The sequence below is a fragment of the Rhodoligotrophos appendicifer genome, from assembly GCF_007474605.1.
Lineage (GTDB): Bacteria > Pseudomonadota > Alphaproteobacteria > Rhizobiales > Im1 > Rhodoligotrophos > Rhodoligotrophos appendicifer.
Window position 1 is genome coordinate 90549 of record NZ_VHKL01000001.1, and the last position, 16715, is coordinate 107263.

Annotated in this window: 13 protein-coding genes; 4 read left to right on the top strand and 9 right to left on the bottom strand. The window is 63.7% G+C overall.

Features of this window, described 5'->3' with window-relative positions:
* Nucleotides 1–1155, top strand: a complete 1155-nt coding sequence (gene dapE / locus FKM97_RS00455) for a succinyl-diaminopimelate desuccinylase (protein WP_143957178.1) — start codon at nucleotides 1–3, stop codon at nucleotides 1153–1155.
* Between the two features lie 56 nt (nucleotides 1156–1211).
* The gene (locus FKM97_RS00460) at nucleotides 1212–1766 is read left to right on the top strand and encodes a hypothetical protein (protein WP_143957179.1); all 555 of its coding nucleotides are present in this window, start codon (nucleotides 1212–1214) and stop codon (nucleotides 1764–1766) included.
* 210 nt (nucleotides 1767–1976) lie between these two features.
* On the opposite strand, the gene truA is transcribed toward FKM97_RS00460, so the two are convergent.
* Nucleotides 1977–2717: a tRNA pseudouridine(38-40) synthase TruA gene (gene truA, locus FKM97_RS00465; RefSeq protein WP_143957180.1), complete on the bottom strand. Its 741-nt coding sequence runs from the start codon at nucleotides 2715–2717 to the stop codon at nucleotides 1977–1979.
* 91 nt (nucleotides 2718–2808) lie between these two features.
* Between truA and FKM97_RS00470 the strand changes: the two genes are divergently transcribed.
* Nucleotides 2809–3330, top strand: a complete 522-nt coding sequence (locus FKM97_RS00470) for an MmcB family DNA repair protein (RefSeq protein ID WP_143957181.1) — start codon at nucleotides 2809–2811, stop codon at nucleotides 3328–3330.
* Between the two features lie 185 nt (nucleotides 3331–3515).
* Here FKM97_RS00470 and FKM97_RS00475 read toward each other — a convergent pair whose 3' ends face one another.
* From FKM97_RS00475 to mutM, 8 genes are all read right to left on the bottom strand, one after another.
* Nucleotides 3516–5750, bottom strand: coding sequence for a transglycosylase domain-containing protein (locus FKM97_RS00475; RefSeq protein WP_143957182.1), 2235 nt, complete (start codon nucleotides 5748–5750; stop codon nucleotides 3516–3518).
* 198 nt (nucleotides 5751–5948) lie between these two features.
* Nucleotides 5949–8372, bottom strand: coding sequence for a DNA topoisomerase (ATP-hydrolyzing) subunit B (gene gyrB / locus FKM97_RS00480; RefSeq protein WP_143957183.1), 2424 nt, complete (start codon nucleotides 8370–8372; stop codon nucleotides 5949–5951).
* A gap of 23 nt (nucleotides 8373–8395) precedes the next feature.
* Nucleotides 8396–9571, bottom strand: a complete 1176-nt coding sequence (recF, locus tag FKM97_RS00485) for a DNA replication/repair protein RecF (RefSeq protein WP_246104879.1) — start codon at nucleotides 9569–9571, stop codon at nucleotides 8396–8398.
* 155 nt (nucleotides 9572–9726) lie between these two features.
* On the bottom strand, nucleotides 9727–10845 hold the full coding sequence (dnaN, locus tag FKM97_RS00490; protein WP_143957185.1) for a DNA polymerase III subunit beta: 1119 nt from the start codon (nucleotides 10843–10845) through the stop codon (nucleotides 9727–9729).
* A gap of 225 nt (nucleotides 10846–11070) precedes the next feature.
* Nucleotides 11071–12708, bottom strand: a complete 1638-nt coding sequence (gene dnaA, locus FKM97_RS00495; RefSeq protein ID WP_143957186.1) for a chromosomal replication initiator protein DnaA — start codon at nucleotides 12706–12708, stop codon at nucleotides 11071–11073.
* An 889-nt stretch (nucleotides 12709–13597) separates the two neighbouring features.
* Entirely contained in the window at nucleotides 13598–13864 is a 267-nt protein-coding gene (gene rpsT, locus FKM97_RS00500) for a 30S ribosomal protein S20 (RefSeq protein WP_143957187.1), read from the bottom strand.
* A gap of 143 nt (nucleotides 13865–14007) precedes the next feature.
* Nucleotides 14008–14781, bottom strand: a complete 774-nt coding sequence (locus FKM97_RS00505) for an enoyl-CoA hydratase (RefSeq protein ID WP_143957188.1) — start codon at nucleotides 14779–14781, stop codon at nucleotides 14008–14010.
* Between the two features lie 155 nt (nucleotides 14782–14936).
* Nucleotides 14937–15827 (bottom strand): bifunctional DNA-formamidopyrimidine glycosylase/DNA-(apurinic or apyrimidinic site) lyase, encoded by an 891-nt coding sequence (gene mutM / locus FKM97_RS00510; protein ID WP_143957189.1) that lies wholly within the window; start codon nucleotides 15825–15827, stop codon nucleotides 14937–14939.
* Between the two features lie 102 nt (nucleotides 15828–15929).
* Here mutM and ubiE point away from each other — a divergent pair, with 102 nt between their 5' ends.
* On the top strand, nucleotides 15930–16703 hold the full coding sequence (gene ubiE / locus FKM97_RS00515; RefSeq protein WP_143957190.1) for a bifunctional demethylmenaquinone methyltransferase/2-methoxy-6-polyprenyl-1,4-benzoquinol methylase UbiE: 774 nt from the start codon (nucleotides 15930–15932) through the stop codon (nucleotides 16701–16703).
* The last annotated feature ends 12 nt before the right edge of the window (nucleotides 16704–16715 follow it).

Here is a 16715-nt window from a genome sequence, read left to right on the forward strand (position 1 = left end):
GTGACCGACGCGCTTCCTCTTCTGCAGGCCTTGGTCCGCTTAGCCTCCGTGACGCCCCGCTCGGAAGGAGCATTGGATCGCGTGCAGGAATGGCTGGAGCGCGCCGGGTTCACCTGCTGGCGTTTGCCTTTCCAGGCGCCGGAGACGGCAGCCGTCGACAATCTTTTCGCCCGTCTTGGAACGACCGCGCCGCATTTTTGCTTTGCCGGTCATGTTGATGTTGTCCCCCCTGGCGATGAGAGCCGCTGGACCCATCCGCCCTTCGCCGCTGAGATCTGCGACGGCAACCTCTATGGTCGCGGTGCGGTCGACATGAAAGGCTCCGTCGCCGCCTTTTGCGCCGCCGCAACCGATTTCGCCGCGGATCACGAGGCCGGCTTTCCCGGCTCCATAAGTCTGCTCATCACTGGCGACGAGGAAGGCCCGTCCATCAACGGCACCGTCAAGGTCCTTGAATGGATGGCGGCGAACGGCCACGTCCCGACCGTCTGCCTGGTCGGTGAACCCAGCTCCTCTGAGCGTCTCGGCGATACGATCAAGATCGGCCGCCGCGGCAGCCTGAACGCGAAGCTGACGGTCTATGGAGTCCAGGGCCACGCTGCCTATCCGCACAAGGCCGACAACCCCATACCGAAGCTGGTGCGCATGCTCGACGCCCTCGCCAGCGAAGCGCTCGATCAGGGCAATGACGCCTTCGAGCCTTCCACGCTTGCCATCACCGGGATCGATACCGGCAATCCGGCGGCCAACATCATTCCCGATCGTGTCACCGCTGCCTTCAACGTCCGCTTCAACAGCGAATACACCCGCGCGTCTCTGGAGCGGTGGATCACCGATCGCTGCGACAGGGTGAGATCCGCCATGGGCGGCGAGTATCGGATCGAATTCTCCTCCAATGCGGACAGCTTCGTCACGCAGCCCGGGCCGCTGGTTGACACCGTCGTTGCCGCGGTCAGGGAGGCCACGGGGCTTGAGCCAGCCCTCACCACAGGTGGCGGCACCTCAGATGCGCGCTTCATCAAGAATTACTGTCCGGTCATCGAATTTGGACCGGTGAACCAGACCATCCACCAGACCGACGAGCACATTCCCATTGTCGAGCTTGAGGCTACGCGTCACATCTACCGATTGATCCTGGACCGCTACTTCTCTTGAAGCCGGGCCGCCTTCGCCCTCCCGGCGAACAGCCCCCGTGCCGGAACCTCCTGTTGATGATTTCGTCTGAAGAATTTTCTTCCGCCCTGCGCGGCGCTTGGCGCCTGCTGAACCGTGACCCTGGCGGCTACCAGGATTTCCAGCTCGATCGGACGGGCCTCTGGCACTCCTTCACCGCGGTCGTCATCGTGGCACCGCTCTACCTTTTCTTGATGGCAACGACCTACGGGATCCAGGCTGATCCTCCGGTGGCCTTGTCTTATCCCCATGCGCTCGTCGGCTTGCTTCTGGAATGGGCCGGCTTCGTCGCTCTGGCGATGGCAGCAACGCGGCTGATGGAAAAGCCGCACCGCTTCACGCCCCTGGTGGTCGCCTATAACTGGTCTTCGGTCTTGATCGTCACGGCCATGATCCCGGCGGCCCTTCTCTTCCGCTATGGCCTCTTCAACGCCAACAGCATGATCGCCTGGACGATCGTCATCAACCTCATCGGCCTCTATTACCGCTGGTACATTGCCCGCACCGCCCTCGGCAGCTCGGGCCAGGCCGCCGCAGCCTTCGTGGCCGCCGACGTGGCCATAAGCCTGACCATCGATTTCCTGGTTACCTAGAGCTAACCACCGACAGCGTACACCGCCTCACGGTCATCCCCGCCGGAGCACCCCCCTCTGTCATCCCGGCCGCAGCGTCCCCCCTCCCCCGTCATCCCGGCCGCAGCGTCCCCCCTCCCCCGTCATCCCGGCCGGAGCGAAGCGAAGAGCCGGGACCCCATGCCGAATGCCCCCCCATGCCGCATGCACCCCCCGCCCACCCCGCATCCCTCAGTCATACTCCACCGCGGTCAGAGCGAGCCCCCAGGGTGGAGCCACCGCCCCGCAGGCCGCCCGGTCCCGGGCATCCAACGCCCGCTCCATGTCCCCGTCCTGCCAGGCGCCTTCCCCCACGAGCTTCAGGCTCCCCACCATCGACCGGACCTGGTTGTGCAGGAATGAGCGCGCCGTCGCAGTGATCCGGATCTCCTCGCCCACGCGCTCCACGTCCAAAACGTCGAGCGTCTTCACCGGCGAGGCCGACTGGCAATGCACCGACCGGAACGTTGTGAAATCATGCCGCCCCGTGAGCACCTGTGCCGCCCGCCTCATGGCCGCCTCGTCCAAGGGACGCGCCACCAGCCAGGCCCGTCCCCGATCCAACGCGAGCGGGCTGCGGCGATTGATGATGCGATACGAATAATGTCTCCGCCGCGCCGAAAAGCGCGCGTGGAAGTCCTCTGCCGCCTCTTCGGCGGACAGAACCGAGATGGGATCCGGCTTCAGGTGAAAATTCAGGCCCGCCCGCAGTCGCTCCGCCGCCCAGCTCCGCGCCAGGTCCACATGCGCCACCTGCCCCGTGGCATGGACCCCCGAATCGGTCCGCCCGGAGCCGAACACGGTGACCGTCTCGCCGCACATCTTGAGAAGGGCGGCCTCCAGGGCGCCTTGCACGGTTGGACTGCCCAGCTGTCTTTGCCAGCCGGCGAAAGGCCCTCCGTCATATTCCACCGTAAATCTGTAACGCGGCATGCCGGCTCCCTCTCCACGGGCCTCCTCTATCGCGACGGCGCCGCCGCGTCACCTGCTTGCCACCGCCGCGCCCTCGCGCTAACCATGGAGGATGCCGGATGTTTCGCCCGCCCTGCCACGATGGCCGCTCGTCGATGGCCGCCAATCGGAAACCGCCGCCACCGTCCAGCGCGGTGTGTGCCGCCTTCTGCGCGCCTCTGGTTTTGCAGCCGTGACTGAACTGCCCCTGGCGTCGGGCCGCCGGGCCGACATCATGGCCGTGAATGAGCGCGGTGACGTCTGGATCATCGAGATCAAGTCGAGCTTGGTGGATTTTCGCACCGACCGCAAATGGCCGGAATACTGGCACTTCTGCGACCGCCTCTATTTCGCCATTCCGGCGACCATGACCCCGGACATCATGCCCATGGAGGCGGGCTTGATCGTCGCCGACAATTTCGGTGCTGAAATCATCCGCGACATCCCGGAGGTCCGCCTGGCCGGCTCCCGACGCAAGGCCGTGACCCTCCGCTTCGCCCGCGCCGCGGCCCTCCGCCTCCACAATCTCCGCGACCCCCTATGCGAAGGCCCCGGCGCCCCCGGCCCCTACGACAAACTGAGCGAAGTCGGCTGACCTCATAGCCGCGTGACCCGCCGAAGCGAAGCCCCCCCACTCGTCATTATCCCGGCGGAAGCGAAGCCCCCCACTCGTCATCCCGGCCGAAGCGCAGCGAAGAGCCGGGACCCCATCCCGCACGCTGAAACCCCTCACGCGCCGCTGCGCGCGACCGTGCCCCCGACGAAGCCCCCCGCCCAAACCTACCGCCCGCCAATATCCTGCTGCCGCCGGTCCATGCGGTTCACGGCCCGGGGATTCCATCCGTCATCTTCGCTGACGCGGTTTGAGGGGGGCGGCGCAGCGGCCCGGCCCCCGCTCGGCCGACCGCCGCCGAACAATCCCTCGAAGAAGTTCTTGATGCCCTCCCCCACCGACGGTCCCTGATAGCGGGCGACCTGGGGCTGGGTGTAATACGGCTCCTGCTCCACGGGCTCGGACGGTGCGCCCGGCAGCGGCAGTGACGGCAGGTCCTTGTGTGCCGGCCCCATCACGTCCTTCCAGATCGCCGCCGGCAATCCGCTTCCCGAAACCTTCTTGGTCGACGAATTATCGTCGTTCCCGACCCAGACCCCGCCCACCAGATGCGCGGTATAGCCGATGAACCACGCATCGCGGAAATCCTGCGTCGTGCCCGTCTTGCCCGCCGCATCCTGCCCGTCCAGCATGGCCCGCTTGGCCGTCCCGTCATGGATGGCGCTGCGCATCATGTCGTTCATCTCGCCGACGGCGCGCGCGTCCACCGCCTGCACCGTTTGCGCCGGCACCCGCTCGTAGAGCACGGTGCCGCTCTTCGTCAGGATCCTGTTGATGACGAACGGAAACGCCTCATATCCGCCATTGGCAAAGGCCGCATAGGCCCCGGTGAGCTCCAGGAGATTGACCTCCGACGTCCCCAGCCCGATGGAGCCGTTCGACGTCAAGGGCGATTTGATGCCGAGCCGCGTCGCCGTATCGGCCACCGTCTGCGGACCCACCTCCATGGTGAGCTTGGCGGCGACCGTATTGAGCGACCGGGCGAGCGCCGTCCGCAGGGTCACCGGCCCCGAATACTTTCGTGAATAATTCTCCGGCGCCCAGGTTCCGAACCGCACCGGTCCGTCCACCACCACGCTGTCGGGGGAGAATCCGTGTTCCATCGCCGCCAGATAGACGAAGGGCTTGAATGCCGATCCCGGCTGACGCTGCGCCTTGATGGCGCGGTTGTACTGGCTCTTCTTGTAGGACTTGCCGCCGACCATGGCCTTGATGCCGCCCGAGGCGTCCATGACCACCATGGCCCCCTGCTGTGCGTTCTGCTTGGCGCCTTCATTGGCAAGATGCTTGCGCACCGAGGCCTCCGCGAGGCCCTGGAGCGTGGGATCGATCGTCGTCTCCACGATGAGGCTTTCCGTATACTCCCCCACCAGGTTGGGCACCATGTCCGCCACCCAGTCGGCGATGTAGTAGCTCGCCGGCAGATAGTCCCGGGCCACCACCTCGGCCGGGCTGTTGATGGCTTTCTGCCCCTCCTCGGCGGAGATGTACTTCTCCTCCACCATCGAATTGAGCACCGTATAGGCGCGCTCTTCCGCAGCCTTCGGCTTGTTGATCGGATTGTAATTCGCCGGCGCCTTCAACAGGCCCGCCAGGATGGCCGCCTCGGCCAGCGAGACCTCACGGATCGACTTGCCGAAATAATGCTGCGCCGCCGCCTCCACCCCATAGGCGCCGCCGCCGAAATAGACCCGGTTCAGATAGAGCTGGAAGATCTCTTCCTTCGTGAACTTATGCTCCAGCCACAGCGCCAGGATCGCCTCCTGGATCTTTCGCTGCATCGTCCTGTCGGGCTGCAGGAACAGGTTCTTCGCCAGCTGCTGGGTGATGGTCGAGCCGCCCTGCACGACGCCGCCGGCCTTGAAGTTCGTCGCCACCGCCCGGATCAGGCCGAGCGGATCGATCCCGAAATGGCTGAAGAAACGCCTGTCTTCGATCGCCATCACCGCCTGCGGCACATAGTCGGGCAGTTCGTCGAAGCGGATGTCGTCGCCGAGAAATGATCCCCGTTGCGCCAGCACCTGGCCGTCATCCGAGAGCAGCACCATGCCGGGCTCGCGCTGGGGGATCTTGAACAGCGTGTCGTTGGGCAGCGCCAGGAGGAAATAGGCGGAGATGCCGCCGATGGCGATCACGCCCCAGATGGCCAGCGTCAGTGACCAATAGACGGAGCGCAACAGCCATGAACGCTTCTTCCGGGGCGTCCGGCCGCGACCGCCGCCGCCGTTCCCGCCGCCACTGCCGCCATCACCGCCGCCATCACGTCCGTTGCGCCGGCCCCCGCGCATATTTCGAGACTCGCCGTCGAGGCCGCGACGCCTGTCATCCCCGCCGAACAGCTGGGGCTCGCGGTGATCGCGCTCTGTGCGGCCCGCTTGGGACCGTGATCGGAAAACGCCCATGAACGCCGTTCGAACCCCTGCCTCGGTGTGTCAGCCGATCCTGAGTCTGACCCTATCCGGAATAGGCTTAATCCCGGGCTAATGCCCACCCGCGGGTCGAAAATGCTATTCAATGGTGTCGTATTAATGGCTGTCAGTCAGCCGTCTTTCCCCACCTGCGAGCCACGGATCAACTTTCCTTGTATCGAGAGTCATGCGTCAGACGTCGAGATTCGCGACCTGCAGCGCGTTGTCCCGGATGAAGTCGCGCCGCGGTTCGACCAGGTCGCCCATCAGCTTCGCGAACAGATCGTCTGCCTCGTCCAGCTCGCGGATATGCACCTTCAGCAGGGTCCGCTCGTTGGTGTCCAGCGTCGTCTCCCACAGCTGCTGCGGGTTCATCTCACCCAGCCCTTTGTAGCGTTGCATGGAGATGCCCTTGCGGCCGCCGGCGAACACGGCGTCCAGCAACTGCATCGGACCGCGCACCTGCGTTTCCTCGCCCTTGCGCACCAGCCTCGCCGCCTTCCCATAGACCTCCTGGAGATGTGTCGACTTCCTCGCGAGTCGCAGCGCGTCTGAAGAGGAGATCAGCTTGCCGTCGATCGTATGCACCTCCCGCACACCGCGGATCTCGCGCGAGAACTCCAGTCCGCCATCGGGCATGGGCTCCCCCACCCAGTTCCGCTCGGTCTCTTCCGAGAACATTCCAAGCCGGCGCGCCACGTAATCGGCGGCATCTCGGGCCAGCACGGCATCGTTCATCGTCTCGGGATCGAGCGCACCCGCAATCGCCGTCTGCTCCACCACGAACCGCGGATAGCGCGTGTGCAAACTGTCGAGGATGGAGCGAACCTCCAGGGCTTCGGTGACGATCTGCTTCAGATCCTCCCCGCCGCGCTCGTCGCCATTGGCGAGGATCAGCACCGCGTCGTTGATCCCTCCGTCGATGAGATAGCGCTCCAGCGCCTTCTCGTCCTTCAGATACTGCTCCGAGCTCCCGCGCTTCACCTTGAACAGCGGCGGCTGAGCGATATAGAGATGCCCGCGCTCGATCAGCTCCGGCATCTGCCGGTAGAAGAACGTCAGCAGCAATGTACGGATATGGGCGCCGTCCACGTCGGCGTCCGTCATGATGATGATCTTGTGGTAGCGCAGCTTGTCGACCGAGAAATCGTCGCGACCGATCCCTGTTCCCAGAGCGGTGATCAGCGTGCCGATCTGCTCCGACGACAGCATCTTGTCGAACCGCGCCCGCTCCACATTGAGGATCTTGCCGCGCAATGGCAACACCGCTTGGTTTTCGCGATTGCGCCCCTGCTTGGCGGAGCCACCGGCGGAGTCACCCTCGACGATGAAGAGCTCTGATTTCGCCGGATCTCGTTCCTGGCAGTCCGCCAGCTTGCCGGGCAGGTTGGAAATGTCCATCACGCCTTTGCGCCGGGTCAACTCGCGTGCCTTTCGGGCCGCCTCCCGCGCCGCCGCCGCTTCCACGACTTTGCCTACGATCTGCTTGGCCTCGGCCGGATGCTCTTCGAACCATGTGCCGAGCTGCTCGCTGATCACCCCTTCGACCACCGGCCGGACCTCCGAGGACACCAGCTTGTCCTTGGTCTGCGAGGAGAACTTTGGATCCGGCACCTTTACCGACAGCACGCAGGTCAGGCCTTCCCGGGCATCGTCTCCCGTGATGGCGACCTTCTCGCGCTTGGCGATGCCCGACGACGCCGCGTAACCGTTGATCACCCGTGTCAGCGCCCCACGGAAGCCTGCAAGATGGGTCCCCCCGTCCCGCTGCGGGATGTTGTTGGTGAAGCACAGGGTGTTTTCGTGATAGCTGTCGTTCCACCACAGGGCGCACTCGACCACCACATTGTCTTTTTCCGAATGGACCAGGAGAGGCTCCGCGAGCAGCGGTTGTTTGGCGCGGTCCAGGTAGCGTACGAAGGCCCGGAGACCCCCGTCATAATTCATGTCCTGCACCTTCGGCTCGACGCCGCGCCGGTCGGTCAGGGTGATCCGCACCCCTGAATTCAGGAAGGCGAGTTCGCGGAGCCGGTGCTCCAGTGTCCCATAGTCGAAATTGACCATGGTGAACGTGTCCGTGCTGGGCAGAAACGCCACCTGGGTCCCGGTCCGGTCCGAGGGTCCAACCACCGCCAGCGGGCTTTGCGCCACGCCATGGGCGAAAGTCATCGAATGTTCGAAGCCGCCGCGCCAGATCGTCAGCTTCAGCCACTGCGACAGCGCGTTCACCACAGAGACGCCCACTCCGTGCAGGCCACCTGACACCTTGTAGGAATTCTGGTCGAATTTCCCCCCGGCATGCAGCTGGGTCATGATCACCTCGGCGGCCGAGATACCCTCCTCGGAGTGGATGGCCGTCGGGATCCCACGCCCATTGTCCGAGACGGTCACCGATCCCTCGGGGTTCAGCGTCACCGCCACATGGTCGCAATACCCTGCCAGCGCCTCGTCGATGGCGTTGTCGACGACCTCATAGACCATGTGATGCAGGCCCGAGCCGTCGTCCGTGTCGCCGATATACATGCCCGGCCGCTTTCGGACCGCATCGAGCCCACGGAGAACCTTGATGGATTCTGCGCCGTAATCGTCAGCCGAGCCATTGGATGCGTTCGTCATGTCAATTCACCAATCCTGAACAATTAATCGACCAGCTCGAGCAGCGCACCTTCGCGAACTTCGAAGAACTGCGCCGACCCACGCAGCGGCTCGAAAAGCGCTGCGTCGGTTCCGGTCATCCACGCTTGGACCCCAAGCGTGGTAAGGCAATCGAACAAACCCTGCCGACGGGCTTCATCGAGATGCGCCGCGACTTCGTCCAGCAGCAGGATCGGCGCATAGCCGCCGAACCCGGCCGCGATGATCCGCGCATGCGCGAGGACGATACCGATCAACAGCGCCTTCTGTTCTCCCGTCGAGCAGAGCCGGGCATCGACATCCTTGGGACCATGCCGCACCATCAGATCGCTCCGATGAGGTCCGTTCAGCGTCCGCCCTGCCCCCGCATCCACTCTCCGCGAATCGTTTAACAGTCTACGATATCGCTCCTCGACATTCACCGCTGGTTCCTCGGTGATCTCGCTCTCCAGGGCCCCATCGATGGCAAATCGCCCCCACGGGAACGCACCCATGCTGGCGCGCCCTGCCGGATCCTGTGCCACGGCGGTGAGTGTATCCACCAGGCTCCTCCGTGACGCTGCGATGGCCACCGCATGTTCGGCCATGGAGGTCTCGATGCTGTCGAGCCAGACGCCGTCGACCTGCCGTTGTTCCAGCAGCCGGTTCCGGTCGCGCATCAGCTTCTCGAAGGCCTGCACGCGGCTCGCATGCTCGGGGTCGATGCCGATGACCAGCCGGTCGAGGAAGCGTCGCCGGTCGGAGGCGGGCCCCATGAACAGCCGGTCCATGGCGGGCGTGATCCACGCCATGCGCACGGCATTTCCCAGCGCCCCGGATCCCCTCTGCTCGCGGCCGTCGATCTTGACCTGGCGGCCTTGCCCGCGCCCCTCGCTGAAGCCGGGTCTCTCGCCCTGCCAGGCCGTTCCGATCCGCAGTTCGGCTTCCGGTCCGTCGAGCCGGGCCGCAATCGCCCACTGACCGCCTTCGCCCCCGTGCCGGGACAGCTCGGGATACGTGGCCGACCGCAGCCCCCGGCCGGGGCAGAGGAGGGAGAGCGCTTCCAGGAGGTTGGTCTTGCCCGCGCCGTTCGGCCCGGTGAGCACCACCAATCCGGCGCCCACATCCAGTCTCAGATGCGCGTAGTTGCGGAAGTCGGTAAGCGTCAGCCTGTTGAGCGCCAGAGCGCGGGGTTTCGACACCGTCAGCGCTCCAATTGAACTCTTAGTATGCGATGGTCTCCATCGGGCAAGCCAGCCGAGCGGCCGCCGAAATATGCCCCCGCCACCCGTCATCTATATGAGGGTTGAACCGCGGTTTTGCAAGCATTTCAGCCGGTTTGGAGCAGCCTCGGGTCTCAGACCCGCATCGGCATCAGCACATAGAGCGCACTGGCATCGTCCGCGTCCCGAATGACGGTCGGCGAACCTGCATCGGCGAGCAGCATCCGCGCATTGTCGCCGCCGAACTGCCCGGCGATATCGAGCAGGTAACGGGCATTGAATCCGATGTCGAGTTCCTCGGAATCATAGTCCGCGGCGACCTCTTCCTCGGCTGATCCGCTTTCGGGATTGTTGACGGTCAGCACCACGCGTCCGCTGCTGATATGCAGCTTCACCGCCCGGCCCTTTTCGCTCGAGATCGTCGACACCCGGTCGACCGCCTGCGCGAAGAGCTTCGTGTCGATCTCGAGAACCTTGTCATTATGCTTTGGAATGACCCGCTCGTAATCGGGAAACGTCCCGTCGATCAGCTTGGAGGTCAGCACGATGCCATCGAAACCGAAGCGGATCTTCGACGCCGACAGGGAGATCTCGACGCTCGCATTCTGGTCGTCGAGCAGCCTGTGCACCTCGAGCACCGTCTTCCGCGGGATGATCACTCCCGGCATGGCGGCCGCGCCGGCAGGCAGGGTCAGCTCGAACTGTGCCAATCGATGGCCGTCGGTCGCAACCGCGCGCAGTTTCGGACCGCCCTCCCCCTCGATGGCATGCAGATAGATGCCGTTGAGATAATAGCGGGTCTCCTCCGTCGAAATGGCGAAGCGGGTCCGCTCGATCATCTTCTTGAGTTCGGCGGCCTGCAGCGTGAAGCTGTTGCTGAAATCGCCGGCGGTCAGATCCGGGAACTCCTCCGGCGGCAGCGCCTGCAGCGCGAAGCGCGAGCGCCCCGCCACCACGGCGATGCGGCCATTGTCCGGCCCCTGCTCGATGACGAGCTGGGAGCCATCCGGCAGTTTGCGCACGATATCGTACAACATATGCGCGGGCGCGGTCGTGGCCCCGGCTTGCGCCACGTCGGCCAAGACGGTCTCCACCACCTCTACATCGAGGTCGGTGGCGCTGAGGCGAACCTCTCCCTCGCTCGCATGGATGAGAACATTCGACAGGATCGGAATGGTGTTCCGACGCTCCACGACGCTCTGCACGTGGTTCAGCGCTTTGAGAAAGGCCGCCCGTTCGATGGTGACCTTCATGGTCGCAACTCCGCTCTTCTAATTCTGCATACTCCGCTTGCCTTCCGCGGCTTTCGCATCCGCCGCAGCGAATCACGATCCGCTGTCGCCAGATTTCCCGATTATTGGAGGACAAGGAGGAGTCTCGGCAATCTGCCCGGTAGACTTTGTACCGGATTTACGGTCGCGGCAAGCCCCGGTGAGTGACTGCGGGATCAATCCGGGGGCTTGGGCGTCGTAACCGTCCTAGGGCTGCTCCAGCAACTTCGTCAGCAGGACCACCTCGCGCTGGAGCTGCTCGTCCTTCTGCAGCAGTTCTTCGACCTTCCGCACCGCATGGAGCACGGTCGAATGGTCCCGCCCCCCGAACCTCCGCCCGATCTCCGGCAGCGATCGTGACGTGAGCCGCTTCGCCAGATACATGCCCACCTGCCGTGGCCGCACGATGGATCGCGCCCGGCGCGGCGAGAGCAGGTCCGACTTCGCCACATTGTAGTGCCGGCCGACGATGCGCATGATGTCGTCGATCTTGATGCGTTGCAGGTCCACAGGTTGCACCAGGTCGCGCAGCGCCGATGCGGCGAGACCGACCGACATCGTCTCCTGGACCACCTGCTGATGCGCGATCACGCGGATGAGTGCACCTTCAAGTTCCCGTCCGCCGCCATTGACCCTGTTGGCGATGAATTCCACCACGTCTTCCGGGACGGCGACGCTGGGATCGCGCTTCACGGCATGCAGAAGGCGCATCGCCAGCATCTGCTTCTTCAGGCCGAGCTCTGGGGGCTGGATATCGACCACGAGCCCTCCCGCCAGCCGCGACCGCATCCGCGCATCGATGCTGTCGAGCTGTGTCGGCGGCACATCGGCGGCCACGATCACCTGGCGTTTCGCATCCACCAGAGAATTGAACGTATGCAGGAATTCCTGCAGCATGGACTTGCCCTGCAGGAACTGGAAGTCATCGATCAGCAGCACGTCGATCGACTGGAAGAAGTCCTTGAACGGGATGACATCGCGGGCGCGCAGGGCCGAGATGAAATGATACATGAACCGTTCGGCGCTGAGGAACTGGACCCGGCGTGACGGCTGTTCGGTCCGGATCCGCCAGGCGATCGCATTCAGGAGATGCGTCTTTCCCAACCCCGAGAGCGAATGGATGTAGAGCGGGTTGAAACTGACTGGCGCATCCGCCGCAGCATCCGCCACGCGCATCGCGGCGGCATGTGCCAAGGCATTCGACCGCCCCATGATGAAGCTTTCGAACGTGAGCGCGGGATCGAGGGGAGTCCCTCTGTCGGTTGGGTCCTTTGCCGGCGGTCTGGCGCGGCTCGCCATCGGGGTCTCCGCCACCCGTGGAGCCTCGCGGACCGGTTCCGGCCGCACCACGTCGACGGCCCCTTCTCGGCGCGCCGGCTTTGCAGCACCCCGGCTGCGCACTTTGATCACCACTTCCTGCACGTCGCTGAATTCGGCGGCCGCGAGCTTGACCAGCTTGTCGAGATAGTGGGACTGGACCCAGTTCTTCAGGAACCGCGTCGGCACCGAGACATGAAGCTGTCCAGGATCCCGGCCCTCCACATCCATTCTCGCGAACCAGCTGGAGAACAGGTCTTCGCCCAACTCGCCTTTCAGTCGATCGGCTATGCGTCTCCAAGCTGTCGCCAACTCGGCAGAATTCTCCCGTTCGAACGCCACTCCCGTGTTCCCCTCATATTCGCCGCCTACCGACGCGACAGACCCCCGTGCTGAGTAAGCCAGGACAGGGCGCACATATTTTTCGGCGTAAATTTCGAAACGCTTCGCAGTCGCCGGTTCGTGAACGCCGCATACGGCCTCTTCACGCCCGCGTCCCGCGACCCGCACCAACCCGATACTCTTCATCTAGACCCCCGTTGCGCCACCGGGTCGTGGCACATCTCACCAATGCAGGCGCGATGGTCTCGGCACCTGCGGCAATAGATGTTGGCTGCGTGCTAAAGCGCCGCGGCGAACCCGCGTGGATCCCTGGCGATCGCCATGTCCATGGCGAGAGGGAATTCTGGTTTCGTGTCGGCTGGCATGAGGGATAGGCTTGGAAGGGGACGCGCCCCGCAGACCGCTGGCCTCCGCCCCATCACAGCTGCATGCCCGAGGACAGACCTTAAATTGACGGCAGAGTTTAAATCGCTCCGCTCCCCCTTGTACCCAATGTCCCGCATCAAACTAACCTTTCGAGATGGCACAAAAATCCTCACTCGAGAACCGCAAGGGCACCCAAGGCACAACAACCAAAACGCGCATTTGATGTGGCGGACAAACGGCTAAAAAGTCTTAAATCTAAGCTGCCGCATGTCCTCCGCCACAGGTTGACACCACTTCCAAAGGAGCCAAGGCCCTGAAATTTGACCGCCCCTCTGAAGCGCCGGCAAACATTACACGGCACCGCCGGTCATGACAACAGGCAAGGGGATATACATCCGTACACGGATTAATATTTGCTGATACTGGCGCGAACCCTCTCACTTGCTGGATCTTAACAAGTTATTGAGTCATCGAATGAATCCGCGGCCGTCTGAACATTTGCGAAAAAGCCGCAGAATTCTGCGTTTTGCTCGTTCTGTGATTTTTGTGCAGCATCGTGACGGGCTCGGCGCGGCAGCCGTCAAACTCGGTCCCGGTAACCATTTGTTCTGACGCGGGAAAACACAATCATTCTGTGTACGGACTATTAGGGTAAAATAAAGGGCGCGCCGGTCACCCAGCGCGCCCATAAATTCATGACAGCTAGATGTCAGGCGGAAAGGGCCTTGACCCTTTTTGTCAGGCGGGAAATCTTCCTGGACGCGGTGTTCCTGTGCAACACGCCCTTCTTGGCCCCGCGCACAATTTCAGGTTGCGCGTTCTTCATGGCCAACTCGGCTGCGGCGGCATCGCCGCTGGCGATGGCTTCCTCGACTTTGACGATGAAAGTCCGAACCCGGCTCCGACGCGAGGTATTGACCTCGGTGCGCCTCTCGGTCTGGCGAATGGCCTTCTTAGCCGAACGGGTGTTGGCCATGGCGACAGCTACCTCTTGATCCTGTAAATGGGTTGGGGAGCGCCAACCCGCAGGCCCGGCGCTCTCCACAGGCGGCGCTTATACCCATTGAGCCGCCCAGCGTCAACTCGCCGGCCGCCAAAATATGCGCGCCGACCTCCATCTTATCGGTTCTTGAAGTTGGGCGACCGCTTTTCGACGAAAGCCGTCATGCCTTCTTTTTGGTCCTCGGACGCGAACATGGATTGGAAAACGCGCCGCTCGAAGCGGACGCCCTCCGTCAGCGTCGTCTCATAGGCCCTGTTCACCGTCTCCTTTGCCAGCATCACGATCGGCAGCGAGAACGAGGCGATCTTCTCCGCCGTCTTCAGGGCTTCGGCCATCAGCTCCCCCGCAGGAACCACCCGGCTGACCAAGCCGGACCGCTCGGCTTCCGCAGCGTCCATCATCCGCCCGGTCAGCACCATCTCCATCGCCTTCGACTTGCCGACGAACCGCGTGAGCCTTTGCGTGCCGCCCGCTCCTGGCATGACCCCGAGAGTGATCTCAGGCTGCCCGAACTTCGCCGTATCCGAAGCGATGATGAAGTCGCACATCATGGCGAGCTCGCAGCCACCGCCCAGCGCGTAGCCGGAAACGGCCGCGATGATCGGCTTTCTCGCCTGCGAGACCCGGTCCCAGGAGGTGAGAAAGTCGCCGAGATAGGCATCCATGTAGGACTTCGACTGCATCTCCTTGATGTCGGCGCCGGCCGCGAACGCCTTCTCGCTGCCGGTCAAGACCACGCAGCCGATCTCCTCGTCGCCATCGAAGCCGCTGAGTGCTGTGAAAACCTCTCCCATCAGGGCTGAGTTCAGTGCGTTCAGCGCCTTGGGCCGGTTGAGCGTGATGACGCCTACGCGGCCGCGGGTTTCGACGATGATGTTGTCATAAGCCATGCGGATGTCCTCGTCCTGGGAAGCGGCGCCACTCTACTGAAGATCCATTCATGCGCAACCCACCGATCGGAAACCGCTTGAACCTCCGGCGGGATGAGCGGGGTGGAACGAAGGAAAGCGCGATATCCCGCCGGCACAGGATTACTACACGGCTCCTAGCGTTGGCAGGTGCCGCAGTAAAAGGTCGACCGCCCGCTTTGGACCACGCGCTCGACGAAGCCCCGGCATCCCTCTCGCCGGCAGGGTTTTCCATCCCGGTCATAGACGTCGAAACTGTGCTGGAAATAGCCGAGCTCGCCGTCTGCCTGGGCAAAATCGCGCAGCGACGAGCCCCCCGCGCTGATCGCTTCCCTGAGTACACTTTTGATGCTGTCGATGAGCAGCCGCGTTCGCGCCGTCGCTTTGCCGTCCTTGGCAATCGTGCCTGCCAGCCTGAGCGGCGAGAGCTTGGCCCTGAACAGCGCCTCGCAGACATAGATGTTCCCCAGTCCGGCGACCAGTCTCTGGTCCAGCAGGGCGGCCTTGAGGGGCGCCTTCTTCCCCTCCAGCTTCCGCGCCAGATAGGCGGCGTCGAACCCCTCGTCCAGCGGTTCGATCCCGATGCCCTTCAGCAGCCAGTGCTCGCTGAGCTCCGCCTCCGCCACCAGGTCCATGAACCCGAAGCGCCTTGGATCCGCATAGACGATGCGCGTCCCTTCATCCGTCTCGAAGACGACATGGTCGTGCGGGCCATTGCCTGCTCCTGCGGTCGACGGGTGATAGAAGATCCCCGGCCGCTGTGCCACGCCCTCCGCCGGCAGCACGGTGAACCGGCCTGACATGCCCAGATGCATGATCAGCACCTCGTTCCGGTCCGTATGGCCGAGAATATACTTCGCCCTGCGGTCCAAAGCCTCCACGCGGGCGCCCTGGAGCCTCTCGGCAAAGCCGTGCGGCAGCGGAAATCTCAGATCCGGCCGGCGGAGCAAGACCCGGGTGATCCTGTGTCCCACCAGGGCATCCGTGAGCCCTCGACGAACGGTCTCCACCTCGGGCAGTTCAGGCATCGAGACCGTTCCACGTTGAATTGACCAAGATTGCAGCAATACGCGAGCGCGGTCGGCGGTGCCAATAGCCTTGTGCGCCTGCCTGCGCTATGGTCCCGCCCCATGATCCGCGATACCGACCAAACCGATCCCACCGCCCCCTTTGGCTACCGCACCGTCGCCGCTGCCGACAAGCAGGGCCTGGTCAATGATGTCTTCGCCAAAGTGGCCCATCGCTACGACGTGATGAATGATCTGATGTCTGGAGGCCTCCATCGCCTCTGGAAGGATGACATGGTCACCTGGCTGAACCCCCCGACCAATGCTCGGCCCTATCATGTGCTCGACGTGGCCGGCGGGACCGGCGACATCGCACAGCGCATCTTGAAGCGCGGCGGAACGGGCTGCCGCGTCACCCTCGCCGACATCTCTCCCGAAATGGCGATCGAGGGGCGCCGGCGTGCCCGCGAGCATCTGCCCGATGCGCAGCTTCGCTTCACGGTCGGCAACGCCGAGGCCCTGCCTTTCCCCGACCGCTCCTTCGATGCCTATACGATTGCCTTCGGGATCCGCAACGTCACCAACATCTCCAAGGCGCTGGCCGAGGCCTATCGCGTCTTGAAGCCGGGGGGCCGCTTCCTCTGCCTTGAGTTCTCGGAAGTCGACATTCCCGGGATCTCCGCCCTCTACGACGCCTATTCCTTCACGGCCATTCCCGCCATCGGCAAGGTCGTGACGGGAGATGGCGCCCCCTATCGCTATCTCGTCGAGAGCATCCGCACCTTTCCGAACCAGGAAGCGTTTAAGGTCCTGATCTCCGCCAGTGGCTTCTCCCAGGTGAAGTACCGCAATTACTCCGGCGGTATCGTGGCGGTTCACTCCGCTTGGCGCTTGTAAGCCGGGATGCCA